This window comes from Actinocatenispora sera, from assembly GCF_018324685.1.
GTDB lineage: Bacteria > Actinomycetota > Actinomycetes > Mycobacteriales > Micromonosporaceae > Actinocatenispora > Actinocatenispora sera.
The window spans coordinates 2,606,550-2,631,653 of record NZ_AP023354.1 but is presented as its reverse complement, the minus strand read 5'-3'; the positions used below and the strand labels follow the sequence as shown (position 1 = coordinate 2,631,653).

The following is a 25,104-nucleotide window of genomic DNA, read 5'->3' as shown; positions in this document are numbered from 1 at the left end:
ACCATGGCCCACCGCGCAGCCCCGACCCTGCCCCGCCCCAGGGCGCGGCTGGCCCGCCTGGCCCGCCGGGACGGCGACCTGCTCACCAGCTCCGGCTCGCTGACCGCGTCCACCCTGATCACCTCCGCCACCGGCTTCCTGTACTGGTTCGTCGCGGCCCGGCTGTTCAGCCCGGAGGCGGTCGGTACCGCATCGGCGGCCGTGTCGGCGATGACGCTGGTCGGCACGCTCGGCATGTTCGGGCTCGGCACGATGCTGATCGGCGAGCTGCCCCGGCTGCCCGGCGACCGCTGGCCGCTGCTGTCCGCCGCCACCCTCACCGCCGGCGCCATCGCCACCGTCGGCGCGCTGGTCTACCTCGGCCTCGCCTGGTTCGCCATCCCCGGCCTGCGCACGGCGCTACCCGGACCGACGATGGTCGTCCTGGTCGCGGCCGGCATCGTGCTGACCGCGATGGCGCTGGTGGTCGACGACGGGCTGGTCGGCCTCGCCGCCGGGCCGTTTCAGATGTTGCGCAACCTGTACTTCGCGGTGGTCAAACTGGTGCTGCTCGGCGCCGCCGCGCTGCTGCCCGTCACCGCGACCGGTGCCCCGATCCTGGCCAGCTGGCTCGCCGGGCTGCTGCTGTCGCTGCTGCTGCTCGCCCCGTTGCTGCACCGCCGCGGCCGGCTCGGGTCGCTGCGCCCGGCTCTGTCGATGCTGCGCGGCCGCACCTCCCGCGCCTTCGACTACAACCTGCTCAACCTTTCCCTGTACCTGCCGCACGTCACGTTGCCGCTGGTGGTGACGGCGGTGTTGGGGGTGCGGGTGACCGGTGCCTTCTACACTGCCTGGATGGTCTACACCGTCGCGGTGATGCTGCCCGGCAACCTCGCGACCGCCCTGTTCGCGGTGGCGACCGGGCAGCGTGCGGTGCTGCGCGCCAAGCTGCGCACCGCGCTCGCGGTCGCGCTCGGCGTCGGCCTGCCGGCCACCGCGCTGGTGGCGGTCGCCGCCCGGCCGATCATGTCGCTGTTCGGCACCGAGTACGCCGACGTCGCCACCGGCGCGCTGCGCATCCTCGCCCTCGCCTACGTGTTCGCGGTGTTCCGCCAGCTCGTCGTCGGCGTGGTACGGGTGCTCGACAAGGTGCGGCTCGCCACCGCCGGCGCGGTGCTCGCCGGCTGCCTGGAGATCGCCGCCGCCGCGTACGGCGGGGCCCACGGTGGCCTGACCACGATGGTGCTGTGGCTGGTCGGCGTGTTCGCGCTGGAGGCTCTGGTCACCGCGCCGATCGTGCTGTGGGCGGCAACCGCCCGCGCCGGCGGGCGGCCGGAACGGAGCGACCGGTGACCGGCGCGGACCGCGCAGCGGCCGGAACGGAGCGACCGGTGACCGGCGCCGACCGCGCAGCGGCCGACGACTCGGTGACCGGCGCCGACCGTCCGGTGAACGGCGTAGATCGCTCGGCCGGCGGCGAGCGGCCGTGCGTGTGCGGACATCCGCGCAGCGCGCACCGGCACTACCGGCGCGGCAGCGACTGTGCCGTCTGCGGCGCCGAGGTGTGCCCCCGCTACCGCCCGGTCCGCTGGTGGCGCCGCCCCGCCAAACCGAGCCGACCAGCTCGCTGACACCCTTCTGACCTGCGGCTTCTGGCGGCGGGCGCGGCACGGAAAGGTTTCTGAAGAAAGTCCGGCGACGTGTCGATCCGGACCCGGCGCCGTTCGACCTACGGATGAACGGGCCGGACGGCGGCCCGGACGACACGGAGGAACCACCATGAAGTACATGCTCATCATGCGGGCGGACGACACGGCGTACGCGCAGATGCGCGAGGCCGACTTCGCCGAGATGCTGGAGACGGTCGGTCGGTTCAACGACGAGCTGATCCGGGCCGGGGTGCTGCTGGCCGCGGAGGGGCTGGCCGACGCGGCCGAGGGCGTGGTGGTCGACCACTCGAGCGAGCCGCCGCTGGTCACCGACGGGCCGTACGGGGAGACCAAGGAGTTGTTCGGCGGGTTCTACCTGCTCAACGTCGCGTCCATCCAGGAGGCGGTCGAGTGGGCGAAGCGGATGCCGATCACCGGGCCCGGTTTCAAGACCGAGATCCGCCGGGTACCGACCATCGACGAGTTCCCGCAGGACAACGAGTGGATCAAGCGGGAACGCGCCTGGCGCGAGTCCACCGGCCAGCTCTGAAAGCTGCTCCGATGACCGAACCGGCGGGTCGGGAGGCGGTGGCCGCGGTGTGGCGAATCGAGTCGGCCCGCATCGTCGGCGCACTCGCCCGCTACACCGGTGACTTCGCGCTGGCCGAGGACCTGGCGCAGGAGGCCCTGGCCGAGGCGCTGGTGTCCTGGCCGCGCGACGGTGTGCCGCGCCACCCGGCGGGTTGGCTGCTGACGGTCGGGCGGCGGCGGGCGATCGACACGTACCGCCGCCGCGCGACCCAGGACGACAGGTACGCCGCCATCGCCCGCGACCTGGGCGAGGGCGGCGCCGCGTCCGGCCCGGTACCGGCCGACCCGGCCCGGGACGCCGACGACGTCCTGTGGGACCCGGACCGGATCGACGACGACACGCTGGCGCTGATGTTCGTCTCCTGTCACCCGGTGCTGTCGCGGGAGGCCCGGGTGGCGCTGACCCTGCGCGTACTCGGCGGGCTGACCAGCGACGAGATCGCCAGGGCCTGCCTGGTACCCACCGCCACCGTGCAGGCTCGCATCACCCGGGCGAAGAGGACGCTCGGCGCGGCCCGGGTACCGTTCGCGGTCCCGCCGCCGGCCGAACGAGCGCAGCGGCTCGGCTCGGTGCTCAACGTCGTGTACCTGATCTTCACCGAGGGGTCCTCGGCCAGCTCGGGCAGCGCGGCGATCCGGTTCGACCTGGCCGGGGAGGCGCTGCGGCTGGCCCGGATCCTGGCCCGGCTGATGCCGGCCGAACCGGAGGTGTCCGGCCTGCTCGCATTGCTGGAACTGACCGCGGCGCGGTTCCCGGCCCGGACCGGACCGGACGGTGAGCCGGTGCTGCTGGAGCAGCAGGACCGGCGCCGCTGGGATCGCGCCGCGATCCGCCGCGGCCGCGCCGCACTGGCCCGCGCCGGACGTGGTCGCGGCCTCGGTGCGTACGGGCTGCAGGCGGCGATCGCCGAGTGCCACGCGGTCGCCGAGTCGGTCCGGGCCACCGACTGGCCGCGCATCGTGCTGCTGTACGAGGCGCTCGGCCGGCTGGCGCCCTCGCCGGTGGTCGAACTCAATCGTGCGGTCGCGGTGTGCATGGCCGACGGCCCGGCCGCTGCGCTGTCCATTGTGGACGGTCTGGCCGCCGATCCCGGCCTTGCCACCTCGCACCTGCTGCCCAGCGTCCGCGGCGAACTGCTCACCCGCCTGGGTCGCACCGACGAGGCCCGGGCCGCACTGCGGGTCGCGCTGCAACGCAGCGACAACGACCGGGACCGCACCGTACTGTCCCGCAAGCTCCGCGCCCTCGACTGAGCCGCAGCCGGCCGTTGTTCTGACGCTCAGGTGGCCAGGCCGTGGCGGTAGGCGTAGACGACCGCCTGGACCCGGTCGCGCAGGCCGAGCTTGGTGAGGATGCGGGAGACGAACGTCTTGACCGTCTCCTGGCTGATCCGTAGCGTCGCCGCGATCTCGGAGTTGGACAGCCCGTCCGCGATCAGGCGCAGCACCTCCAGCTCGCGGGGGGTCAGCGGGCGATCCGGTGCGGCGCCGTCCATCGGCCGGATCCGCGCCGCGTACCGGCCGACGAGCTGGCGGGTGACCTCGGGGTCCAGCAGCGCCGCGCCGCTTGCGACGGTACGGATGCCGTGCAGCAGCTGGGCCGGCGGCGCGTCCTTGAGCAGGAACCCGCTCGCCCCGGCCCGCAACGCCTGGTAGACGTACTCGTCCAGGTTGAACGTCGTCACCACCAGCACCTTCACCGGTGCTTCGACGCCGGCACCGGCGAGCAGCCGGGTCGCCGCGATGCCGTCGAGCACCGGCATCCGCACGTCCATCACCACCACGTCGGGGTGCAGCCGGCCGGCGAGATCGACCACCGCCCGGCCGTCGCCACACTCACCCACCATGGCCAGGTCCGGCTGCGCGTCGATGATCGTGGCCAGGCCGGTGCGGATGAGCACCTGGTCGTCGCAGACCAGCACCCGGATCGGGGCGGTCACGACGCCTTCCCGGCCGGGATCCGGGCCCCTACCAGGAAACCGCCGCCCGGCTGCGGGCCGGCGCTGAACTCCCCGCCCAGCACGTCGACCCGCGCGCGCAGGCCGGCCAGACCCCGCCCGCCGCCGGCCGGAAACGCCGCTGGCGCACCGGAAGGCCGGCCGGTCGGTGTTCGGTCGGCACCTGGTCCGTGCGTGGCGACCTGCACGCTGATCTCCCGTTCGCCGTAGTGCACCCGCACCGCGGTGCGGCTGCCGTGCGCGTACTTCAGGGCGTTGGTCAGCGCCTCCTGCACCACCCGGTACGCGACGAGATCGGCGCTGCCGGTCGACTCGGCCGGCGCACCCGCCTCGTCGAACTCCACCGGCTGACCCGCCTGGCGCGTCTGCTCGACCAGCGTACGCAGCCGGCCGAGAGTCGGCGTGCGCGCCTCGGCGTCGTGCTCCGGCTCGAGCAGGTCGAGCAGGTGCCGCAGGTCGGTGATCGCGCGCCGGCCGGTGTCGGTGACCGCGCCGAGCGTCTCGTCCAGCCGTTCCGGCACCGCGGTCAGGTATCGCGCGGCTTCCGCCTGGACGACCATCGCCGTCACGTGGTGGGTCACCACGTCGTGCAGCTCGCGGGCGATCCGGGTGCGCTCCGCGGCCCGGGTGGCCGCGGCGATGCGGTCGCGCCGCTCGGTCTCGGCCAGCCGGCTCGCCCGCCACCAGGCGCCGATCCCCCAGCACAGCGCCAACGCCAGGTAGAACGCCACGAACTCGGTCACGGTCTCGCCGGCACCGACCCGGTCCAGCGCCGCCGCGAGCACCACGAAGGCCGCCGAGCAGACCAGCACCGTCGTACGCCGGAAGCGGTCCAGCGCCGCACCGACCCCGATCAGCGCGAACGGCAGCGCGGTGCCGGCGACCGTGTGGTACCCCCGGAGCTGGTCGAGCGCGAACCCCGCGCACACCAGCGCCAGGCTCACCACCGGCCACCGGCGCCGGCTGATCAACGGCAGGCACTGCAACGCGACCGCGAGCAGCGCCCAGGCGTCGAAGGGGCGCGTCGGCACGCCGCCGAGCTGGGTGCCGTAGTGGTGGAACCCGGGTACCAGCGAGGTGACGAGCAGCGCGAGCGCGAGCGGCACGTACCAGACCGCGGCGCCGATGCGTCGCCACGGTCCGGGGATTCGCGGCAGAACGATCACTGCGAAAGTGTAGGAACGGCGTCCAGACTCGCCAGCCGGGCGGCCCGCGCCTTCCGCGGCACGAGGCGCCCGCGGCGCCACGCGACGACGAGGAACACGACCGCCGCCAACACGCAGAACACGATCGAGTACAGGCTGCCCTCGGGGCCGAAATCGCCGCCGGTGGCCAGCGCCGGACCGTGCATCGTCGCGTCCAGCAGTCCCTGGTTGCCGCCGTTGCCGGAGACCTCGGTACTGAAGATGGCGGCGGCGGCGTAGTTCCACCCGAAGTGCAGCCCGATCGGTACCCACAGCTTGCGGGTCGCGATGTACGCGGCGGCCAGCATGCCGCCCGCCTCGACCACGATCGCGGCCGCCCCCCACAGGCTCGCGTCCGGGTTGGCCAGGTGGTACGCGCCGAACAGCAGGCCGGAGATCAGCATCGCGAGCCAGGTACCCGTCCCCCGTTCCAGGACCCGCAGCAGAACACCACGAAACATCAGCTCCTCGGTCACGGCCGCCCCCGCCATGTAGCCGACCAGGCCGACCATCCCGACGTTCGCCGTCACACCGTGCACCTGGTAGTAGCCCAGGAACCAGATGTTCACGACAACGCAGCCGAACAGCAGGAGGCCGATGCCGAGGCCGAGCAGCAGGCCCGGGACGAGTCCCCTGGCGCCTGCCTCCACCACCCGGCGATGCTCGGTCAGCCGCACCAGTCCCTTGTAGACGAACAGTGCGGCGACCGCGGTACCGACCCCGACCGCGAGCTCCAGCCACGGGTTCTTCTGCACCGCGGTGAGCGCCTGGCCGCCGGCGGCGGCCACCACCGCCATGGCGACCAGCTGCAGGACGGTCCTGAAGAACACTTTCACGACGACTCCTCACCGGACGTGCGGCCACTGCGCCGCAACCGCCCGGAACGCTACGGACCGGACCGATCGGAATCGTCACCATCGAGCGGACACTTCCCCGTAGCTCGCACGGGGGACACCGCGCGGCCGGCATCGGCCGTTATTGACTTGACCGCGCCGCCCACGGTTGGTCTGCTGATCGCGGCCCATCGTCGAGACCGGAAGGAGGCGAGTCGAATGCCCATCCACCCTGCACGCTCGCTGAGAAAGGTCTCACGACTTGGCATTCGCACGTTCGTTCCAGTGCACCCAGTGTGGCGCGGCCGTCTCGCTCGACGCGCCCGGAACCACACACCGTAACCACTGTCCCCGCTGCCTGTGGTCCCGGCACCTGGACCGCAACACCCCCGGCGACCGCAAGGCAACGTGTTCGGCCGGGATGGAACCGATCGCGGTCACGGTGCGCGGCAAGGGAAGTTGGGTGCTCGTCCACCGCTGCCTCAGCTGCGGCCGGCTGCGCCTGAACCGTACCGCCGGCGACGACAACCCGCTGCTGTTGCTGCGGCTCGCGGCGCTCCCGCTGACCATGCCTCCGTTCCCGGTCCAACGCCTCCAGGACGACGGCTGACGCGGGCGGGGTCCGCGCGCGTCCGGCGCGGACCCCACCCGACCACCGGTCGTTCGCCCGGAACCGGCCGCGTGCGGCACCGTAGGCTGGATGCCGACCGGCGGAGAGGGAGGCGGCGGTGGCCGACACGACGGTGACGGAGGTGCTGGCCGAGCTGGCCGCGCTGGAGGATCCGAAGATCCGCGCGGTGAACCAGCGGCACGGCGACGACCACGGGGTGAACCTCACCGCGCTGCGCGCGATCGCGAAGCGGCTCAAGACCCGGCCCGAGCTGGCCCGCGAGCTGTGGGCCACCGGGGACAGCTCGGCGCGGCTGCTGGCGATCCAGATCAGCCGACCCAAGCAGTACCAGCGCGACGAGCTGGACGCGATGCTGCGCGCGGCCAGCACGCCGAAGGTGCACGACTGGCTGGTCGGTACCGTGGTGGCCAAGAGCCCTCACGCCGAAGCGCTGCGACAGCAGTGGTTGGCCGACCCCGACCCGGTGGTGGCGAGCGCCGGCTGGGCGCTGACGACCACCCGGGTCGCGCGCAACCCCGACGGGTTGGACCTGGCGGCGCTGCTCGACACGATCGCAGGCCAGCTGGCGGAAGCGCCGGACCGGCTGCAGTGGGCGATGAACCACTGCCTGGCCCAGATCGGGATCGAACACCCCGACCACCGGGCCCGCGCCCTCGCCATCGGCGAGCGGCTCGGGGTGTTCCGGGACTACCCGACCCCGCGCGGCTGCACCTCCCCGTACGCACCGACCTGGATCACCGAGAAGGTCCGCCGCCAAGCCACGACCAGCTGAGCTCAGCGGTACGTCCCCAGCAGCTCGCGGGCCTGCATCAAGGCGAATCCGAGCAGGTTGGCGCCGGGCCAGCGACCCGGATCGGTGGCCCGCTCGTCGGTGACCGCGACCCCGGCCCCCCAGATCCGGTCGTACGGGCTGGCTTCGACCAGCACCCGCGACCCGGTGCCGAGCAGGAACTCGCGCAGCCGCGGATCCTGACCGAACTTGGCGACGTTCCCGTCCACCACCAGCCCGTACCGGCGCGACTCCCACACCTGCCGGTCGAAGTCCCGGACCGACCGGCCGAGCTTCTTCGCCTCGGCCGGCGTCCGCGCCGCCAGGATCCGTGCCAGCGCCTCGTCGTCGCCGAACAGCCGCGCCTTGCCGGCCATCATCCAGTGCTCGGCCGAGGCGTACCCGACACCGTCCACAGTGAACAGACACGGCCACCACTGGCTCAGGCAGCCCTTGCCGATCTCACCCGAGCGTTCCGGCCGGTGCCCCCAGAACAGCAGCCACTTCGGCGCCGCCCCGGCATCGAGGGCCGCCACCAGCTCCGCCACGCTGCGCACCGCGCCCGCGCCATCGCTCCGCACCGCCCCATCCTGCCAGGACCGCCCCGTGCGGACGACGGGCGCGGCACGGGAGGTTTGCACGGAAAAACGGCGGCCGGTCGGAGGACCGGGCGCGCCGTCACGAGCCATTCTAACAGGGCGAACGGCCGGTTCCGGGGTTGTCCGGCGGAATCGTGAGGCAGTCGGCAGATGATGGGCGGGCCGCGCCTGCACGCGTTAGCTTAGGCCCTCGGCTCGGGTTCACGGTGCATGCTGCCCTGGTGGCGGCCGCGGCGTCGACCCGGCCAGTGGATCCCCGGGGCGAAGGTGGCAGGCGCGTGGCAGACAGGGACCGATCGACGGTGGCAGAGCAACCGGCACCGGGCACCACCCGGGATGCGGCGGTGACCGCCCCCGACGGTAGCGCGAGCACAGCCGCCGGCCGCGGCGCGGGCACGGGCGCGGACGGCGGCGCGGGCACGGGCCCCGACCGCGGCGCGGGCTTGGCGGGCGTCGACGGCGGCACGGGCCCGGCGGGGGTCGATGGCGGCGCGGGCCCGGCGGGGGGCGATGGCGGCGACGCGACGGTCGTCGCGGTCGAGCAGGACCACCTCGACCGGCTGTACGGACGGCTCGACGAGCTGCGCGGAGAGGCGCAGGGGCGGCTGTCCGGGGCGCTGCGGCAGACCGGGAACACGCCGTCGGAGCGGGCCGAGCGGGAGAGCGTGGTCCGCGACGCCAACGACCAGGTGGCCATGCTGGGCGCGGTCGAGCAGGGGCTGTGCTTCGGCCGGCTCGACTTCACGGCCGACGAGCCGCCCCGCTACGTCGGCCGGATCGGCATCTTCGACGAGGCCAACGGGTACGAGCCGCTGCTGGTCGACTGGCGCGCGCCGGCCGCCCGGCCGTTCTACCTCGCCACCGCCGCGGCGCCGGAGGGCGTGCGGCGCCGCCGGCACCTGGACACCCGCGGCCGGCGGATCGTCGACGTCACCGACGAGGTGCTCGACCTCGACGACGCCGCGCACGCCGGGCACGAGGGGCTGACCGGCGAGGCGACGCTGCTCGCCGCGCTGTCGCGCAGCCGTACCGGGCGGATGCGCGACATCGTCGACACCATCCAGGCCGAGCAGGACCGGGTGATCCGGGCGCCGCTGGCCGGGATGCTCGTCGTCCAGGGCGGACCCGGTACCGGCAAGACCGCAGTGGCGTTGCACCGCGCGGCGTACCTGCTCTACACCTACCGCGAGCAGCTGACCCGGCAGGGCGTGCTGCTGGTCGGTCCACATCGGACGTTCCTGCGCTACATCGAGCACGTGCTGCCGGCGCTGGCCGAGACCGGCGTGCTGGCCCGCACCGTCGGCGAGCTGTACCCGGGCATCGCCACCGCCGTGGAGGAGACACCGGAGGCCGGGCTGGTCAAGGGCGCCACCTCGATGGTCGAGGTGCTGCGCACCGCGGTCGCCGACCGCCAGCGGGTACCGGACGAGCCGGTCGAGGTGCGCATCGACGACAGCCACCAGGGTTTCGGCTTCCAGCACGACACCGTGGTACTGGAGCCGGAAACCGTTGCGGCGGCCCGAGAGCGGGCCCGGCGAACCACCCGGCCGCACAACCTGGCCCGCGAGGTGTTCGTCGCCGAGATCGTCGACGCGCTCGGCTGGCAGGTCGCCGAGCGGCTCGGCGACGATCCGTACGCCGACCAGGCGCTCGGCGGCAACGACGCCCCCGGCGAGGGGGCGCTGCTGCTCAACGAGAGCGACGTGGCCGAGATCCGCCGGGAGCTGGCGACCGACTCCCGGCTCGCCGCGGCGCTGGACGAGCTGTGGCCGACGCTGACGCCGCAGCAACTGCTCACCGACCTGTACGCCTCCGACGACCGGCTGGCCGCCGCCGCGCCCGCCCTGCCCGAGGAGCGACGCGCGCTGCTGCGCCGCGACCCCGGCGCGCCGTGGACGGTCGCCGACGTACCGCTGCTGGACGAGGCGGCCGAGCTACTCGGCGTCGACGACCGGGCCCGGCGCGAGCGGGAGGAACGCGCCCGGCGCCGCCGGATCGAGTACGCGGAGGGCGTGCTGGAGGTCGCCGCGGGCTCGATGTCGCAGGAGTTCGAGGACGAGGAGACCGAGGTGCTGGAGGTCACCGACGCGTTGACCGCCGAGCAGCTCGCCGAGCGGCAGGTCGAGGCCGACCGGCGTACCGCGGCCGAGCGGGCGGCGGTCGACCGGCAGTGGACGTTCGGGCACGTGATCGTGGACGAGGCGCAGGAGCTGTCGCCGATGGCCTGGCGCGCGCTGATGCGCCGCTGCCCGACCCGGTCGCTGACCGTGGTCGGTGATGTCGCGCAGACCGCCGACGAGTCGGGCACCCGCACCTGGGCGGACACGTTCGCGCCCTATGTGGACGGTCGGCTGCGGACCGCGGAGCTGGCCACCAGCTACCGCACCCCGGCGGAGATCCTCGCGGTGGCGGCTCGGCTGCTGGCCCACATCGACCCCACGCTGACCCCGCCGCGGGCGGTACGAGACACCGGCGACGAGCCGTGGTTCCGTTGCGTACCCGGCGATCTGATCGCCACCGAGGTGGCGGACACGGTGCGCACCGAGGTCGCCGCGGTGGGCGACGGCCGGGTCGGCGTGATCGTCCCGGCGGGGCGGGCCGGCGCGGTCGCCGCCGCGGTGCGCGCGGTGGCCCCCGACGCGGCCAGCGGCGACGACGCCGACCTGGAGCGCGGCGTCGCGGTGCTGACCGCCCGCCAGGCGAAGGGGTTGGAGTTCGACACCGTGCTGGTGGTGGCGCCGGACGAGATCGTCGCCGAGTCCCGCCGCGGCTACTCCGACCTGTACGTGGCGCTGACCCGTACCACCAACCGGCTCGGCGTCATCCACAGTGGACAGTTGCCGCCCGGCCTGGAGTCCTGACCGCGACCGTTGCCGCGGAGGTACGCCGCTGCCGGTAGCCCTGCGGCCCACCCCGGCGCGCCCGGGCGGTCCGGCCGACGGTCGGCCCGCCCGGGCGCGACCGCCGGGGGGTGGACCGGCCGGCGCGCGACCGACCCGGCGTCGAGGTTCCGTTGTCGCCGAACCTCAGAGCATGGCGGTCAGCTCGTCGAGCATCGCGTCGGTGGCGCCCAGGCCGATCGACAGGTGCCCCTCGCCGGACACGAGATGCGCGCGGACGCCTGGGACGTGCGCCGCGAGCCACTCGCCGTGCGCGTACGGCACCATCAGATCCTCGCTGCCCTGCCACACCGACACCGGTACCGAGATCGAGTCCAGCGCGAAGCCCCACGGGGTGACGAACGCCAGGTCGTCGTCCAGCCAGCCGTCGATGCCGGTGCGCAGCGCCTCGTGGAATCCGGCGGTCATGTCCTCGCCGTACTCGTCGGTGAGCACGGCGCGGTCCACCGCCGGCAGCAGCGTGGACATCCCGGCGATCAGCCCGGCCACGTCGGCGTCGGCGAGCCCGGCGGCCTCGCGCTCCAGGTACGGCCGCAGCACTGCCTCGCCGCGCAGTGCGGCCGCGTTCTCCTCGATGTTCTGCTCGCCGGCCCCGGCGTCGAAGTCCAGCCCCTCCGCGTCGTACGGCGCGACCGACGCGATGCTCAGCACCCCGGCAACGCGGCCGGGCAGCAGCGCGCCGGTGGCGAGCGCGTGCGGACCGCCGCCGGACCAGCCGGCCGTCACGCACCGTTCGGCGCCCAGGTGGTCCAGGATGGCCTCGACGTCACCGGCGACATCGGCGACGGTGCGCCCGGGCCGCCGGGTCGACCCGCCGTATCCGGCGCGGGAGTACGTGACGAGCCGCAGTCCCCGGTCGTGCACGGCGCGGGCGAGTGCCCGGATCGGCAGCACCGAGCCAGGGGTGCCGTGGTGGAAGACCAGCGGGGTACCGCCGGCCGGGCCGCTGACGTCCACGTCGAGAATCCGGCCGTCGGGCAGCCGCCAAGATTCGGTCATCCGATGATTCTTGCAGCCGCCGAGGTGGCCCCGGTCTCTCCCAGGTCACGAACGGACGGCTGTGCGCCACCTGTCAGCGGGCAAAGATCTGCGACTCGTCGGCGAACGACTTGAACTCCAGCGCGTTGCCGGCCGGGTCGTGCAGGAACATCGTCCACTGCTCCCCCGGCTGACCGGGAAACCGCAGGTACGGCTCGATGACGAACTCGACCTGGGCGTCCCGCAGCCGCTGCGCCAACCGGTGGAACTCGTCGGCCGGCAGGATCAGTCCGAAGTGCGGCACCGGCACCCGGTGCTCGTCCACCTCGCTGCGCCCGGCCGGACCGGTCGCGCCCGGTACCAGGTGAGTGACGAGCTGGTGGCCGTGCAGGTCCCAGTCGATCCAGTGGTCGCTGTCGCGGCCCTGCGGGCCGAGCACCTCGCCGTAGAAGCGGCGGGCCGCGGCGAGGTCGTCGACCGGGATGGCCAGGTGGAACCCGGGCCGGTGCGATGCTGACATGACCCGATCATCGCAGCAGGAGGTGACCGCCGTGCCGGGGGCAACCACGCCGGACGAGCTGGGCCGGCTGTTTCTGCAGCGCGCCAACGCCGGCGACGCGGACGGCCTGGCCGCCCTGTACGAACCGGACGCGGTACTGGCCTTCCCGGCCGGCGCGACGACCGTGGGCCGGGACGCGATTCGCCGCGTCTACGCCGACCTGCTCGCCGACCGGCCCCGGTTCGAGCCGGGCCGCCCGGCGCCCACGCTGCTGCGCGACGACCTCGCGCTGACCTCGACCGTACTGGCCGACGGTTCGGTGACCGCCGAGGTCGCCCGGCGCCAACCCGATGGCAGCTGGCTCTGGGCCATCGACCATCCCCGCATCGCCCACCCCGCCTGAGCCCGAGCGCGCCGCGCCGCATTTGGTTCGAGTTTTATCGAACCTTGCCCTAGATTAGTTCCATGAAATTCGAACATCGACGCGGTGTCGTGCTGCTCGCGCTGGTCGCGGCGTTCATGGTCTTCGTGGACGGGACGATCGTGACCGTCGCCCTGCCACAACTCGCCGCGCACCTGCACGCCTCCCGCAGCGAACTGGAATGGGCGGTCAACGCGTACACGCTGTCGTTCGCCGCGACGATGCTCGCCGCCGGCGCGGTCACCGACGTACTCGGGGCCAAGCGCACGTTCGTCGCCGGGCTGCTGGTCTTCGGCGCGGCCTCCGCGATCTGCGCCGCCGCCGGCTCGATGTCCGCGCTGGACGTGGCCCGGCTGGCCCAGGGCGCCGGCGCCGCGCTGCTGCTGCCCAGCGCGCTGGTGCTGGCGACGGCGTCCGCCCCGGACGAGCGGACCCGGCACCGGCTCGTCGGCGCCTGGACCGCCGCCGGTGGCGTCGGTATGGCGGCCGGACCGCTGCTCGGCGGCCTCCTGGTCGCGGCGGCCGGCTGGCGCGCGGTGTTCGCGGTCAACGTGGTCATCGCCGTCCCGGCCGTGCTCTGGAGCCTGCGCACGATGCCCGCCGTACCGCGGGGCCGGCGGCGCTTCGACACCGCCGGAATGCTCGCGGCCATCGTACTGATCGGCGGGCTGGTGTTCGCGTTCATCGAGGCGCCGACCCGGGGCTGGTCGAACCCGGCGGTCGTCGCCGCGGTGGTACTGGCACTGGCCGGGCTGGTCGGCTTCGTCCGCGCCGAGCGGACCGTCCGCGCGCCGCTGCTGCCGCCCGGTGTGTACGCCGATCGCGGCTTCGCCAGCAGCGCCGGGCAGGGCGCCCTGTTCAACTTCACCTTCTACGGGCTGCTGTTCGCGCTGACCCTGCTGCTGCAGCAGGGCCGCGGGCTCGACCCGCTGCGGGCCGGGCTGCTGTTCCTGCCGCTCACCGGCCTCATCTCGATCGGCAGCCTGTGCGCCGCGCCGCTCGCGCAGCGCCTGGGCCGCCGCGGCGTCCTCGTCCTCGGTCAGGTCGCGCTGACCGCGACGCTGCTGGCGGTGGCCTGGGCGAGTACCGCCGGCGGGCTCTGGTCGCTCGCGGTCGCGCTGGTCCCTGCCGGGTTCTTCGCCGGGCTGCTGGTGCCCACGATGACCTCGCAGTCGATCGCCGCGGTGGCGCCCGACCTGCACGGCGCGGCGTCCGCGGCCTTCAACACGTCCCGGCAGGTGGGCGCCGCGATCGGCGTCGCGACGTTCGGTCCGTTGCTCGGTGCCGGGACCGACCTCACCGGCGGCTTCGTGACCTGCGTGGGCATCGGCGCCGCCGCGACCGCGCTGACGCTACTGCTGACCGCGGTGGCCCGGCCGGCCGCATCGCCCGCCCGGGTTGGCGCCGGGGGCGATGACGGGCGTACCTGGGGGACGGCACTGCCGCGGCCCCCAGGTACGGTTCAGCCGAGCTGGCCGGCCTGGTAGCTGCCGCCGACCTGGCGGGTGATGACGTTGAGCCGGTTGAACGTGTTGATCAGCGCGATCTGCGCGACCAGCCCCGTCAGCTGCTCGTCGTCGTAGTGCTTGGCCGCGTTGCGCCACACGTCCTCGTCGACGCCGGTGCTGTCGGCCAGCCGGGTGCCCTGCTCGGCAAGCTCCAGCGCGGCCCGCTCCGGCTCGGTGAACACGCTCGCCTCGCGCCAGCAGGCGACCAGGTTGAGCCGTACGGAGGTCTCGCCCGCCGCAATCGCCTCCTTGGTGTGCATGTCCAGGCAGGGTGCGCAGCCGTTGAGCTGGCTGGCCCGGATGTCGACCAGGTTCAGCGTCGCCTCCGGTACGCCGGAAGCGGCGATGGCGCGGTGCGACGCGACCAGGTGCTTGACGAGCTTCGGGCCGAGTTCGGTGGCCATCATGTCGAGCCGAGCCTGCATGGTGATCTCCTCGTGTCGATGTGCTTCACCTACCCGACGAAGCAGCGCCCCGAGATGTAACGCTCCCGGTCCGCCAGGCGCCGGCGCCGGTACGCCGGCCGTCGGCGGCCGAGATCAGCCGGCGGCGAAATCGACCCGAAGCTCCGGAACGACCATCCGTGGTGGTGAAGGGTCGTTCTTCGCATCGAAAAACGGTATTGTCACTATCAAAGCTGATAGATCGGAGGATTCACGGATGAGAATGCTCAGACGTACCGCCGGCACAGTCATGGCAGCCGTGGCGCTCGTCGCCATCGGCGCCGCCAGCACCCAGCACGCCTCGGCCGAGGGCACCAAGGCCGGCCCCGGCACGACGACCGCCCGCACCGCCTCGGTGGTGCGCCCCGCGGCCAGCACGGGCTACTTCAACACCTACACGACCATGGCGACGCTCGGGAACGCGAACAGCTGCTACGCGGCCGAAGGGTTCGCCGTCGGGTCCAGCTACACCTACTCGGTGAAGATCAACGGCGACGAGAACAAGGCCGTCATCTACCGCACCAGGATGAGCGACGGCACGACCACCCTGATGAAGAACGGAGACAACGGCACCACCTACGCGACCTATCTCGGTCACGCCAACGACGTCGTGCTCAGCTCGACCGACGGCAACTACTACATGTTCGTCGTGACGATGAAGGCCGGCAGCACCAGCGTGGTGAAGCTCAAGTACGTCAGCACCACCTTCTACAAGGTCGGCAGCTACACCCTCCAGTACGACGGTGCGAACAAGTCCATGTCCGGCGTGAAGATCACCAGCAAGACCGCGAGCACCATCAACTTCCTGTTCAAGAGCGGCCGGACCTTCTACCGCGGCACCCTGCCGCGCAGCGCGACCAGCGGGACCATCGCGCTCAGCTCCGCGTTCAGCCTGGACGTCGTGCACGCGAAGGTGAACGGCAAGACCATCGACAACATCAGCTCGTACGTCAACCAGGGGTTCGGCTACGACAGCAACACCGTGTACTTTCCGATGACCTACGAGAACGTCAGCATCGTGCTGGTGTACCGGAACATCTCCACCGCCTCCGGCACCATCTACTCGGCCGACGATCTGTCCTTCCGGATCACCTCCAGCGCGTACCCGACCCTGTTCGAGATCGAGAGCGTCGGAATCGGTGCCGGCAGCCACCTCTGGTTCAGCACGAATCGCAAGAACTCGTCGAGCGACACCGCCCATGACGGCGTGCACTACTTCAACGGGTTCACCGCCCCCTGATCGTCCGATCCGCCTCCGGCCACCGGCCGGCACGGCCGGGACGATCCCGCGGGCGGCGCCCGCCGATCGTCACCCGTCGTGCCGGCCGGGGCCCCGGCGGCCGGGAAGCTCGACCGCGGCAAGCTGCACCGGGTCGCTGACGGAGAGGATCTCGACGATCCTCCCGCCGGCGACCGTGCAGGCCATCACGCCGACCACCCGGCCGTCCCGGCTGTGCACCACGATCCCGGGCTCGCCGTTGACCAGCGCACGGCGGGCGTCCAGCGCGGTCGTGGCACCGAGCCGGGCGCGCTCGGCGACCTCGACCGCACCGTGCCGCACCACCGCACCGCGGGCGGTGTGCACGGTCCACCGCACGTCCGGGTCGAGTACCCGCAGCAGCCCCTCGAAGTCGCCGGACCGGGAGGCCGCCAGGAACGCGTCCACCACCTCCCGCTGCCGCTGCCGGTCATCGGCCGGTCGCGGCGTGCCCTGCACCTTGCGGCGGGCCCGGCTGGCCAGCATCTTCGCCGCGTCCGCGGACCGGTCGAGGATCCGGCCGATGTCGTCGAACGGCATCGCGAACATGTCGTGCAGCACGAACGCCAGCCGCTCGGCCGGGCCGAGCGTGTCCAGCACCACCAGCAGCGCCAACCCGACCGACTCGGCCAGTACCGCCTCGTCCGGTGGCTGCTCGTCGTCGTCCTCGGTCACCACGAACTCGGACAGCCGCTGCTCGTACGACACCTCGGGGTGCGCGGTGCGGGCGCGCAGCAGGTCGATGCAGATCCGGCCGACCACGGTGGTCAGCCAGCCGGCCAGGTTGTCGATCCGGTCGGCGTCCTGCCGGTTGAGCCGCAGCCACGCCTCCTGCACCGCGTCCTCCGCGTCGGCCCGCGACCCGAGCATCCGGTACGCCACCGCGACCAGCCGCTCGCGCTGCCGCTCGAACGCCGCCGCGAGCGTCTCCGGCCCCGTTCCCGTCATGGTGCTACCTTCCTGCACACGTTCCGTCATGACCATGACGGGTACCGGCCGGCCAAGGTAACGGATTCGCCGAACGCGAATCCTTTCCCGCCGCCGGACGCTCTTGTCCCGGACGGATCGAACGCGGGCCGCCGGGTGGCCCGCACGGTGCACGGGAGGCGGCGTTGGCCGGACCGGGATGGGCATCAAGGCAGCTGATCGAGGCCGCGCAGGCGGGTGACCTCGACTCGCTCACCGCGGTGGTGCACGGCGCCCACCCGCACGTCCGGCGCTTCGCCGCGCACCTGTGCGCCACCAGCCAGGACGCCGAGGACGCGGCGCAGGAAGCACTGATCGTGCTGTACCGCAAGATCGGCACCCTGCGCGCCACCGCGGCCCTGACGTCGTGGATGTTCCGGATCGTCCGGAACGAGTGCCTGCGCCGGGCCCGGTCGTGGCGCCGCGAGATCCCGGCCGAGGCCGCCGACCGGCCCGCTGCGCCCGCCGGATCGGCCGAGGAGGAGGCGCTGGACCGGCTCGACGCCCAGCGGGTCGCCGCGGCGATCCGGGCGCTGCCGGACACCCAACGCCGGGTACTGATCCTGCGCGACGTGCTGGGCCACCCGGGAGGCGCGGTCGCCGAGTCGCTCGGGCTGAGCACCGCGGCGATGAAGTCCCAGCTGCACCGGGCGCGTGCGGCGTTGCGCCGGGACCTGCGCGACACCGGCCTCGGCGCCGGGCGCGGCTGACCGCACCGGTCCGTCGCCGTACCAGGCCCGCGTCTCGCCGCGGACCTCGTCGTCCCGCGCTCCGCCTCCCGTGCTCCGCGGCGACCGCGTTTCGCGGCGGAACCCGTCGCACCGGGCCCGCCGCCCGCGTTTCGCGGCGGAACCCGTCGCACCGGGCCCGCCGCCCGCGTTTCGCGGCGGAACCCGTCGCACCAGGCCCGCCGCGCGTTTCGCGGCGGACACCCATCGAAGGAAGGAAACTCGTCATGCTCGCCATCGGATCGCCGGCTCCGGACCTGACGTTCGAGGACACCACCGGTCACCCCGTGCGCCTGTCGGACCATCGCGGTCGCCCCGTCCTGCTGTACTTCCTGCGGTCCAGTACCTGCCCGGTGTGCAACCGGCACGTCCGGGACCTGGCCACCCACGCGGCGCAGCTGGCCGGCGTTCGCATCCTGCTGGTGGTACCCGAGGACCGCGCCACGGCAGCGGCCTGGCGGGACCGGCGCGACGTCGGTTTCCCCGTGCTGGTGGGCCGCGGCGACCGCCCGCACCAGCGGGTCGGCCTGGGCCGACGGATCTTCGGCACCATGCAGCAGTCCGGCACGGTACTGCTGGACGCGGCCGGCACGGTGCGGTACGTGCGCGCCGCCACGGTGCCGACCGGCGGGTACGACCGGGCCGGCATCCTCGCCGCGGTCGACGCGCTGCGCACCGGCGACGCCACCGGGGCGACGGACGGCGCGGTCTGCTAGAACGGCGGGGTGCACAGCTCCGAGTGGTACGACCTGCCCCAGCCGGCCCGCGGCATCGCCGAGGCGACCGTCGCCGCGGTGACCGCGGCCCGCGACACCGACGCCGACGGGTACCAGGTGGCGACCGCCCGGCTCGCCGGTCACCACGCCGAGCAGGTCGGCATCGTGGCCGGCGAGACGGTGCGGCTGCTGCTGGAGGAGCGCTACCCGGACGGGTTGACCGGCGACGACCTGCGCGCCGTGCTCACCGACTGCGCGGGCGCGGCCCGCTGGTACCCGGAGTTCGACCCGACCGTGGCGATGACGCTGATCGCCGGCGCGCTGGGCGTGCACGAGGCCGACGGAGAACCGTTGCCGCTGGCCGCGGCCGAGGTGGCCGGGCACGGCCCGCTGCTGATCGCCCGGCTGGCCGCCGGCGCGCCGCACCCGCTCGCCGGCTACCTCCGCGCCGCGCTGGCCGAGATCGCCCGCACCGAGACGATGGACTGACCCGCGCGGCCGAAACGACGCGGTGCCAGCGACGGGCGAAGCGCATCGCGGCCGCGGTCCCGAACCGACGCGCCCGGGCGAGCGCTCAGGGCGGCGGGGTCATCGGGGCGAGGCCGAGCTCGGCGACCATGCGGGCGCCCCGCTCGGCGTGCTCGCCGCCGGCCAGCACGAACGTACGGGCCACCTGGTAGCCGCACTCGGCGACGTCGAACGCCGCAGCGGTGGCGAGCAGCCGGTCCCGGTCGCCGTCGAGCAGCGCCGCGGCCCGCTCGACCAGCGCGGTAGCCACCGGATTGCCGGCCACGATCGTCCGGGCCGCGGCGACCCGGTCGCGCGCGGCGGGATCGCCGGCGAGTACGGCGGCCTCGGCCCGGAGCGCCACGTACCAGTGCAGCCAGATCCAGGTGACCCACTTCCACACCTCGTCCGGCTCCGGCGCGGTCCGGTCGACCGCGGCCGCCACCTCGCCCTCGTGCAGCAACCGCAGCGCGTCGAACACCGCGCCGTAGCCGTAGGCGTGCTCCGGCGGCGTACCGAGCCGGTCCCGGATCGCCTCCCACTCGCGCCGCGCCGCCTCGTCGCCGCGCAGCGCGTGGATCGCCGCCACCCCGGTCGCCGCCGGGGTGAACACCGCGGTCGCCGGGCTGCCGGCGCGCCGCCAGCCCTCGCGGAACCGGTCGCTGCGGGTACCGATCCCGGCCACGTTGCCGGCCAGCGCGTCGGCGACCAGCAGCCAGGCGGTCGCCCGGTGGCCGACCTCGGCCAGCAACGGATGGTCGGCCAGCTGCCGCCCCCAGCGGTACGCGCCGGGAAGGTCACCGACGCCCAGGCTGGTCTCCACCGCCATGCCCAGCGCGTCGACCAGCTCGTGCGCGCTGGCCGGCGTCACCGGCAGCGACCGCAGCAGCGTGATGCGGCGCCGCGCGGTGGCGGCGGTACCGAACGTGTCGCCGGCCCAGCTCTGCGCCCCCGTCAGCGCGTCCAGCGCCGCAGACTCGGCGATCGGGTCCCCGGTACGGCGGGCCAGCGTCACCGCCCGCTCGGCCGCGGCGATCGTGTCGGGTACCGCGTTGTCCGGCGGGCCCTGCGCCGCCCCGAAGGCGTCCGCGAGCACCCCGGCCTCGGCCAGCGCCACCGCCGCGCGCGCCGCCGGGTCGGCGCCGGCCAGCTGCCGCGCCTCGGCCAGCAGCGCCAGTACCTCGGCCGGGGCCGGCAGTCGCTCGAACTTGGTGGAGAACCGGTACGCGCAGGTTGCGGCGGTGGCCAGGTCGGTCGCGACGCCGGCGAGGTCGCCGGCCGCGCGGGCCGCCTCGGCCGCCGCCCGGTGCAGGCGGTACGCGTCGTCGCCGCGGGTGCGGCAGCCGGCCACGGCCGCGGCCCGCCGCAGCATCGGCGCCGCCCGTGCCGGGTCGGCCGCGAGCCCGGCGGCCTGCTCGTACCGGGCCTGCGACTCACCGGTCAGGTTCCGGGTGAACGCCAGCTCCGCCAGCCGGCTCGCCAGCAGGCACGCGTCCTCCCGCAGCGCCGCCAGGCGCGGGCCCGTCGGCGCGGTGTCACCGAGTGTCCCGGGCGGGGCGATGTCCGGCGACGGTGCGCAGCGGTCGGCCGCCCAGCCCAGCGCCGCACGCAGGTCGTCGGCGACCGCGTCGAACCGGGCCCGCCAGTCGTCGCCGCCCGCGGCCAGCTCGGCCGCGGCCGCCAGGCACCAGCGCAGCTGCCGGACCCGGGTGTCGGCCTCCTCGCCGGCCGCCGCGAGCCGCTCGGCCCCGTACTGCCGGATCGTCTCCAGCGCCCGGTACCGGGTGCCGGCCGGCGCTGCGGACACCACCAGCAGGCTCTGCTCGGTGAGCCGGGCCAACGCGTCGGCCGCGCTACCGGCGTCGACCGCGGCCACCTCGGCCGCCGCGGCGACGGTGAACGGTGCCGCGAACACCGAGGTCCGGCGCAGCAACGCCTGCGCATCGGGGTCCAGCAGGGCGTGGCTCCAGTCCAGCGCGGCGCGCACCGAACGGTGCCGGTCGTGCGCGCGGGAGCCACCGGCCAGCGTCCGCAGCGGGTCGGCCAGCGCGGCGGCCAGGCCGTCCGGCCCCAGCGCCGGCCAGCGCGCCGCGGCCAGCTCGATCGCCAGCGCCATCCCGTCCAGCCGGCGGCAGATCGCCGCGACCGCGTCCCGTACCGCCGGCTCCGGCCGGGCGCCGCCCGCCGCCGCGCGGTCGACGAACAGCGCCACCGCCTCTGACGTACCGTCGCCGGACAGCGACAGCGGCGGCACCGGGTAGGTGTACTCGAACGGCACCAGCAGCCGGGCCCGGCTGGTGGCCAGCGCCGTGACCTGCGGGCATGCCGCGAGCAGCCGATCGGCGAAGTCGGCCACCCCGTCGCGTACCTGCTCGCAGTTGTCCAGGACCAGCAGCGCCTGCCGGTCGGCCAGTGCGGCCGACACCGACTCGGCCATGCCGCGGCCCGGCTGCTCGCCGAGCCCGAGCGCACCCGCCACCGCGGCGGCGACCATGCGGGGATCGCTGGTCGGCGCCAGGTCGACGAACCACACCCCGTCCCGGTACGAGCCGGCCACGTCCGCCGCGACCGCCAGGGCCAGCCGGGTCTTGCCGACGCCGCCGGCGCCGAGCGCGGTGACCAGCCGGTGCGCCGCGAGTGCCGCGGCGAGCTCGGCCCGTTCGGTTGCCCGGCCGACGAACGAGGTCGCCGGCGCAGGCAGTGCCGGCCGCGCCGGTTCGGCCGCGCGCCGGGCCAGCGCCCGCCTGTCCGGGGCGCCCAGCTTGCGCAGCAGCGAGGAAACGTGACTCTCGACGGTACGGACCGAAATGAACAGCTGTGCCCCGATCTCGGCGTTGCTGAGATGGCGCCCGACCAGCTGCAACACCTCGGCTTCCCGAGCCGAGACCTCCACCGGCGCACTCACGCCGGCCATTCTCCCGTACCGCTCCGGGCCGGATCCGTGGTCAGCACGGATGTGCGTCGACCGCCACGGCGAGAGGCTGAAACCACTCCCGGTTCGCCTCCCGGACCGGCCCGATCCGTACAGAGAAGAGCTGTCATGACCGCGATCCACCACCTCACCTTCGACGTCGCCGACACCGCGGCGGCCGACGCCTACTACGCCGCCGCGTTCGGCGTCGGCGACCGGATCCGGGTACGCGGGGGGCAACCACCCACGACCGGCTTCCGCGGCTTCGCGGTGTCGCTGGTGGTGGCCCAGCCGAGCACCGTGGACAGCCTGATGGGTACCGCGCTCGCCGGCGGCGCGACCGCCCTCAAGCCCGCCGCGAAGGGCTTCTGGGGCTACGCCGGCGTGCTGCGCGACCCGTACGGCGTGATCTGGAAGATCGCCACCTCGGCCAAGAAGGACACCGGCCCGGCCAGCCGCCGGGTGGACGACATCGTGCTGCTGCTCGGCGCCTCCGACGTCGGCGCGACCAAGAAGTACTACCTCGGCCGTGGCCTGCCGCTGACCAAGAGCTTCGGCAGCAAGTACGTCGAGTTCGGCACCGCGCCGATCAAGCTGGCCCTGTACACCCGGCGCGCGGCGGCCAAGGACCTCGGGGTCGACGCCGGCGGCACCGGCTCGCACCGGCTCACCATCGGCGCCGACGCCGGTACCTTCGCCGACCCGGACGCCTTCGCCTGGGCCCCGGCGCTGGTCCCGGCCCACGAGCACTGACCGCCGGGCCGCGGCGCCGGCCCGCAGGCCGCGGCGGCCGGGCGGCGACCCCTCGACGCCGTCCGACCGTCCGGTGGTACCTCAGCGCGACACCGACTCCAGCACCGGCGCCTTCTCCCGGCGCACCCGCGGCACGGCCCGGGCCACCCGGTGCGGGTACCGGCGGGCCAGGTAGATCTCGACCACCACGAGGTTGCCGGCCAGGGCGAGCCACACGCTGGAGCTCGCCACATCGTGGATCATCGTCAGCGTGTCGCCGTGGTAGATCGGGCTGTCGGCGAACCCGAACACCAGTACCGACATCAGCAGCTGCCACGGGCGGGACGCCAGCGAGGCGAGCGTCACCGCGAAGTTGCGGATCATCCACCGGCGATGATCCGGGTACCGGCCCTGCACGGCGGCCCGCAGTCCGGCGACGGCGGTGACCGCCCAGGCCGCGTCCAGCGCGAGCAGCCCGGCGACGTTGGCGAAGCCGAACGAGCTCAGCAGCGCCACCGGCACCGCCAGCACGATCGACGGGAACACCCCGGCGAAGAAGTACGCCCGGCCGACGTAGCGGTGCACCCGCGGATGGGTGCGCCGCAGCCACGGCCAGAACTGGCCGAACCCGGTCAGCGTGGCGATCGTGGCGGTACCGATGTGCGCCACCAGCAGCCAGTAGTGCACCGGGTGGCCGACGACCGGTACCCGGCTGGTGCGCATCTCGGGCGGCAGGTACGCCGACAGCATGTACGACAGGATCAGCAGCCACACCGCCGCGAACGGCACCAGCCACCAGCCGCGCGACCGGCGCCGGGCCGGGGTCGGCGCGGGACGCACCTGGGTCTGACTCATCGGGGTCTCCTCCTCGCTGGGCTCGCTACCACTTTCGTCCGGATCGCGGCGCAACACCCTGGCGTCACCTCCCCAACCCGACCTGACGCCTTCACCCCGTCCGGGGTCGGGTCAGCCCCCGTGTCCGAGCACGGCAAGGGCACGGTGAACGGTGCGTACTGCGGTTGTCCACAGGTGGACGGGGAGCGCGTCCACATGGCGGAAGCACAGTTCGGCCCCGTAGCGTTGGTCCGCATGAACCGACGCCGACTCGGCGATGCGACGAGGGGGATGCGCGCGTGAGCCTGATCCTGCTGGCGGACGGCAGTGCCGGCGGCGGCCTCGCCGGTACGGTCGCCGACTGGGCCACCAAGATCATGGACGTGGCCGGCAGCCCCGGTGCGGGCCTGGCGAACGCGCTGGACAGCATCATCCCGGTGCTGCCGAGCGAGGTGATCCTGCCGCTGGCCGGGTTCGCCGCGAGCCGCGGCAGCATCAACCTGTACGCGGCGCTGGTCTGGACCACCATCGGCTCGATCGTCGGCTCGATCGCGATGTACTACATCGGCGCGGCGTTCGGCCGCGAGCGGGTGCTGCGCTGGGCGGCGAAGATCCCGCTGGTGCAGGTGCACGAGATCGAGCGCACCGAGGCGTTCTTCCGCAAGCACGGCACCAAGGCGGTGTTCTTCGGCCGGTTCGTCCCGGTGTTCCGCAGCCTGATCTCGCTGCCGGCCGGGCTGGAACGCATGCCGTTGCTGAAGTTCACGCTGCTGTCCGCGGCCGGATCGGCGATCTGGAACACCGTGTTCGTGCTCGCTGGATACTCGCTCGGGGCCAACTGGGAGAAGGTCGAGAAGTACGGCAGCTACTTCTCCAAGGCGATCATCGTGCTGATCGTGCTGGCCATCGCGTACTTCGTGGTCTCCCGGCTGCTGCGCCGGCGGCGCGCCGCCGCCGGCCCCGACGAGGCCGACGACCATCCCGGCTTCGCCGCGCTGGCGGTCGACGACGACCCCGGCCCGGCCGGTTACGGCCTGCCCACCGGCGCCCCCGCCGACCACCGCGACCTTGCCGACCACCGCGAGCCGTACGGCCACCCCGACCCGTACGGCCGCGCCGGGCAACCGCCGGCCGGGCGCACCGGGTACGGCCCGGACGGCCGTGACGGCAACCACCCGGACGACAGCGGCGGCTACCAGCGGCCCGAGCAGAGCGGCGGGTACCGGTCCGGCGGTGCGTACGCCGGGTCCAGCTACTCCGGCGAGCACTCGCCGGCGGGATTCCCGCCGGCCGGCGCCGCCTCCGGACCGCAGCACGCGTCCGCCGACCCCGCCGCGCCACGCCACGCGGCCGGCCCGGCGCCGGAGACCCACCCGTACCCGGGGTCCGATCGAACCGCGGACGGGCGGCCGGTGACAGACGGGGAGCCGACGCTGGTGAAGCGGTTCCGCGGCACCGTGTACGGCTCGTCCCGGTCCACCGAGCCCGACGGCCGAGCCTAGGCGCCGCC

24 protein-coding genes are annotated in these 25,104 nt (G+C 73.9%); 14 read left to right on the top strand and 10 right to left on the bottom strand.

Going from position 1 to position 25,104, the window contains the following annotated elements:
• Positions 1 to 3: 3 nt before the first annotated feature.
• The 3 genes from Asera_RS12705 to Asera_RS12695 all read left to right on the top strand — a co-directional run bounded on the left by Asera_RS12705 (position 4) and on the right by Asera_RS12695 (position 3,473).
• Positions 4 to 1,332, top strand: coding sequence for a lipopolysaccharide biosynthesis protein (locus Asera_RS12705; protein ID WP_030445733.1), 1,329 nt, complete (start codon positions 4 to 6; stop codon positions 1,330 to 1,332).
• Positions 1,333 to 1,758: 426 nt separating this feature from the next.
• Positions 1,759 to 2,178, top strand: coding sequence for a YciI family protein (locus tag Asera_RS12700; protein WP_030445735.1), 420 nt, complete (start codon positions 1,759 to 1,761; stop codon positions 2,176 to 2,178).
• 11 nt (positions 2,179 to 2,189) lie between these two features.
• Positions 2,190 to 3,473, top strand: a complete 1,284-nt coding sequence (locus Asera_RS12695) for an RNA polymerase sigma factor (RefSeq protein WP_030445736.1) — start codon at positions 2,190 to 2,192, stop codon at positions 3,471 to 3,473.
• Between the two features lie 26 nt (positions 3,474 to 3,499).
• On the opposite strand, the gene Asera_RS12690 is transcribed toward Asera_RS12695, so the two are convergent.
• Genes Asera_RS12690 through Asera_RS12680 form a run of 3 tightly spaced genes read right to left on the bottom strand, consistent with a single transcriptional unit; the run spans position 3,500 to position 6,197 of the window.
• Positions 3,500 to 4,159 (bottom strand): response regulator, encoded by a 660-nt coding sequence (locus Asera_RS12690; protein WP_030445737.1) that lies wholly within the window; start codon positions 4,157 to 4,159, stop codon positions 3,500 to 3,502.
• A complete protein-coding gene (locus Asera_RS12685) occupies positions 4,156 to 5,343 on the bottom strand; it encodes a sensor histidine kinase (RefSeq protein ID WP_030445738.1) in 1,188 nt (395 codons plus the stop codon). Before Asera_RS12685 ends, Asera_RS12690 begins: the two co-directional genes overlap by 4 nt.
• Entirely contained in the window at positions 5,340 to 6,197 is an 858-nt protein-coding gene (locus Asera_RS12680) for a CPBP family intramembrane glutamic endopeptidase (protein ID WP_244843855.1), read from the bottom strand. Before Asera_RS12680 ends, Asera_RS12685 begins: the two co-directional genes overlap by 4 nt.
• A 259-nt stretch (positions 6,198 to 6,456) precedes the next feature.
• Here Asera_RS12680 and Asera_RS12675 point away from each other — a divergent pair, with 259 nt between their 5' ends.
• Positions 6,457 to 6,804, top strand: coding sequence for an RNHCP domain-containing protein (locus tag Asera_RS12675; protein WP_030445740.1), 348 nt, complete (start codon positions 6,457 to 6,459; stop codon positions 6,802 to 6,804).
• Positions 6,805 to 6,922: 118 nt separating this feature from the next.
• Positions 6,923 to 7,597 (top strand): DNA alkylation repair protein, encoded by a 675-nt coding sequence (locus Asera_RS12670; protein ID WP_030445741.1) that lies wholly within the window; start codon positions 6,923 to 6,925, stop codon positions 7,595 to 7,597.
• A gap of 2 nt (positions 7,598 to 7,599) precedes the next feature.
• Here the strand turns inward: Asera_RS12670 and Asera_RS12665 are convergent, their stop codons facing one another.
• On the bottom strand, positions 7,600 to 8,175 hold the full coding sequence (locus tag Asera_RS12665) for a riboflavin biosynthesis intermediates N-glycosidase (protein ID WP_030445742.1): 576 nt from the start codon (positions 8,173 to 8,175) through the stop codon (positions 7,600 to 7,602).
• Positions 8,176 to 8,753: 578 nt separating this feature from the next.
• Here Asera_RS12665 and Asera_RS12660 point away from each other — a divergent pair.
• Positions 8,754 to 11,054: a HelD family protein gene (locus tag Asera_RS12660; protein WP_051802141.1), complete on the top strand. Its 2,301-nt coding sequence runs from the start codon at positions 8,754 to 8,756 to the stop codon at positions 11,052 to 11,054.
• 165 nt (positions 11,055 to 11,219) lie between these two features.
• Here the strand turns inward: Asera_RS12660 and Asera_RS12655 are convergent, their stop codons facing one another.
• Positions 11,220 to 12,092 (bottom strand): alpha/beta fold hydrolase, encoded by an 873-nt coding sequence (locus Asera_RS12655; protein WP_035296176.1) that lies wholly within the window; start codon positions 12,090 to 12,092, stop codon positions 11,220 to 11,222.
• A gap of 73 nt (positions 12,093 to 12,165) precedes the next feature.
• A complete protein-coding gene (locus tag Asera_RS12650; protein ID WP_030445745.1) occupies positions 12,166 to 12,591 on the bottom strand; it encodes a VOC family protein in 426 nt (141 codons plus the stop codon).
• Here Asera_RS12650 and Asera_RS12645 point away from each other — a divergent pair.
• Together Asera_RS12645 and Asera_RS12640 are read left to right on the top strand one after the other, a co-directional pair.
• Positions 12,590 to 12,973: a YybH family protein gene (locus Asera_RS12645; RefSeq protein WP_035296178.1), complete on the top strand. Its 384-nt coding sequence runs from the start codon at positions 12,590 to 12,592 to the stop codon at positions 12,971 to 12,973. The two genes, Asera_RS12650 and Asera_RS12645, sit on opposite strands and share 2 nt — an antisense overlap.
• 62 nt (positions 12,974 to 13,035) lie before the next feature.
• Positions 13,036 to 14,478, top strand: a complete 1,443-nt coding sequence (locus Asera_RS12640) for an MFS transporter (protein ID WP_212804572.1) — start codon at positions 13,036 to 13,038, stop codon at positions 14,476 to 14,478.
• Here the strand turns inward: Asera_RS12640 and Asera_RS12635 are convergent.
• The gene (locus Asera_RS12635; protein ID WP_030445748.1) at positions 14,454 to 14,924 is read right to left on the bottom strand and encodes a carboxymuconolactone decarboxylase family protein; all 471 of its coding nucleotides are present in this window, start codon (positions 14,922 to 14,924) and stop codon (positions 14,454 to 14,456) included. The genes Asera_RS12640 and Asera_RS12635 overlap by 25 nt on opposite strands.
• A 235-nt stretch (positions 14,925 to 15,159) precedes the next feature.
• Between Asera_RS12635 and Asera_RS12630 the strand changes: the two genes are divergently transcribed.
• Positions 15,160 to 16,182, top strand: a complete 1,023-nt coding sequence (locus tag Asera_RS12630) for a hypothetical protein (RefSeq protein ID WP_244843854.1) — start codon at positions 15,160 to 15,162, stop codon at positions 16,180 to 16,182.
• Between the two features lie 69 nt (positions 16,183 to 16,251).
• On the opposite strand, the gene Asera_RS12625 is transcribed toward Asera_RS12630, so the two are convergent.
• The gene (locus Asera_RS12625; RefSeq protein ID WP_030445750.1) at positions 16,252 to 17,148 is read right to left on the bottom strand and encodes a sigma-70 family RNA polymerase sigma factor; all 897 of its coding nucleotides are present in this window, start codon (positions 17,146 to 17,148) and stop codon (positions 16,252 to 16,254) included.
• Between the two features lie 164 nt (positions 17,149 to 17,312).
• Between Asera_RS12625 and Asera_RS12620 the strand changes: the two genes are divergently transcribed.
• The 3 genes from Asera_RS12620 to Asera_RS12610 all read left to right on the top strand — a co-directional run bounded on the left by Asera_RS12620 (position 17,313) and on the right by Asera_RS12610 (position 19,099).
• Positions 17,313 to 17,876, top strand: a complete 564-nt coding sequence (locus Asera_RS12620) for an RNA polymerase sigma factor (RefSeq protein WP_030445751.1) — start codon at positions 17,313 to 17,315, stop codon at positions 17,874 to 17,876.
• A 245-nt stretch (positions 17,877 to 18,121) separates the two neighbouring features.
• Complete coding sequence (locus tag Asera_RS12615; RefSeq protein ID WP_051802102.1) at positions 18,122 to 18,610, top strand: peroxiredoxin family protein; 489 nt, start codon at positions 18,122 to 18,124, stop codon at positions 18,608 to 18,610.
• 9 nt (positions 18,611 to 18,619) lie between these two features.
• Entirely contained in the window at positions 18,620 to 19,099 is a 480-nt protein-coding gene (locus tag Asera_RS12610) for a hypothetical protein (RefSeq protein ID WP_051802103.1), read from the top strand.
• A gap of 85 nt (positions 19,100 to 19,184) precedes the next feature.
• Here the strand turns inward: Asera_RS12610 and Asera_RS12605 are convergent, their stop codons facing one another.
• A complete protein-coding gene (locus Asera_RS12605) occupies positions 19,185 to 22,022 on the bottom strand; it encodes an ATP-binding protein (protein WP_244843853.1) in 2,838 nt (945 codons plus the stop codon).
• 135 nt (positions 22,023 to 22,157) lie between these two features.
• On the opposite strand from Asera_RS12605, the gene Asera_RS12600 reads away from it, so the two are divergent.
• Positions 22,158 to 22,781, top strand: a complete 624-nt coding sequence (locus Asera_RS12600) for a VOC family protein (RefSeq protein ID WP_030445755.1) — start codon at positions 22,158 to 22,160, stop codon at positions 22,779 to 22,781.
• 81 nt (positions 22,782 to 22,862) lie between these two features.
• On the opposite strand, the gene Asera_RS33590 is transcribed toward Asera_RS12600, so the two are convergent.
• Positions 22,863 to 23,615, bottom strand: a complete 753-nt coding sequence (locus tag Asera_RS33590) for a DUF2306 domain-containing protein (RefSeq protein WP_051802104.1) — start codon at positions 23,613 to 23,615, stop codon at positions 22,863 to 22,865.
• 278 nt (positions 23,616 to 23,893) lie between these two features.
• On the opposite strand from Asera_RS33590, the gene Asera_RS12590 reads away from it, so the two are divergent.
• Entirely contained in the window at positions 23,894 to 25,096 is a 1,203-nt protein-coding gene (locus Asera_RS12590) for a DedA family protein (protein ID WP_244843852.1), read from the top strand.
• Positions 25,097 to 25,104: the final 8 nt, after the last annotated feature.

Bases quoted from the DNA above. Each gene is read 5' to 3' on its own strand.
- Asera_RS12650 (WP_030445745.1), bottom strand. From the start codon at position 12,591: ATGTCAGCATCGCACCGGCCCGGGTTCCACCTGGCCATCCCGGTCGAC.
- Asera_RS12695 (WP_030445736.1), top strand. From the start codon at position 2,190: ATGACCGAACCGGCGGGTCGGGAGGCGGTGGCCGCGGTGTGGCGAATC.
- Asera_RS12635 (WP_030445748.1), bottom strand. From the start codon at position 14,924: ATGCAGGCTCGGCTCGACATGATGGCCACCGAACTCGGCCCGAAGCTC.
- Asera_RS12705 (WP_030445733.1), top strand. From the start codon at position 4: ATGGCCCACCGCGCAGCCCCGACCCTGCCCCGCCCCAGGGCGCGGCTG.
- Asera_RS12600 (WP_030445755.1), top strand. From the start codon at position 22,158: ATGACCGCGATCCACCACCTCACCTTCGACGTCGCCGACACCGCGGCG.
- Asera_RS33590 (WP_051802104.1), bottom strand. From the start codon at position 23,615: ATGAGTCAGACCCAGGTGCGTCCCGCGCCGACCCCGGCCCGGCGCCGG.
- Asera_RS12615 (WP_051802102.1), top strand. From the start codon at position 18,122: ATGCTCGCCATCGGATCGCCGGCTCCGGACCTGACGTTCGAGGACACC.
- Asera_RS12630 (WP_244843854.1), top strand. From the start codon at position 15,160: ATGAGAATGCTCAGACGTACCGCCGGCACAGTCATGGCAGCCGTGGCG.
- Asera_RS12700 (WP_030445735.1), top strand. From the start codon at position 1,759: ATGAAGTACATGCTCATCATGCGGGCGGACGACACGGCGTACGCGCAG.
- Asera_RS12625 (WP_030445750.1), bottom strand. From the start codon at position 17,148: ATGACGGGAACGGGGCCGGAGACGCTCGCGGCGGCGTTCGAGCGGCAG.
- Asera_RS12640 (WP_212804572.1), top strand. From the start codon at position 13,036: ATGAAATTCGAACATCGACGCGGTGTCGTGCTGCTCGCGCTGGTCGCG.
- Asera_RS12645 (WP_035296178.1), top strand. From the start codon at position 12,590: ATGACCCGATCATCGCAGCAGGAGGTGACCGCCGTGCCGGGGGCAACC.
- Asera_RS12655 (WP_035296176.1), bottom strand. From the start codon at position 12,092: ATGACCGAATCTTGGCGGCTGCCCGACGGCCGGATTCTCGACGTGGAC.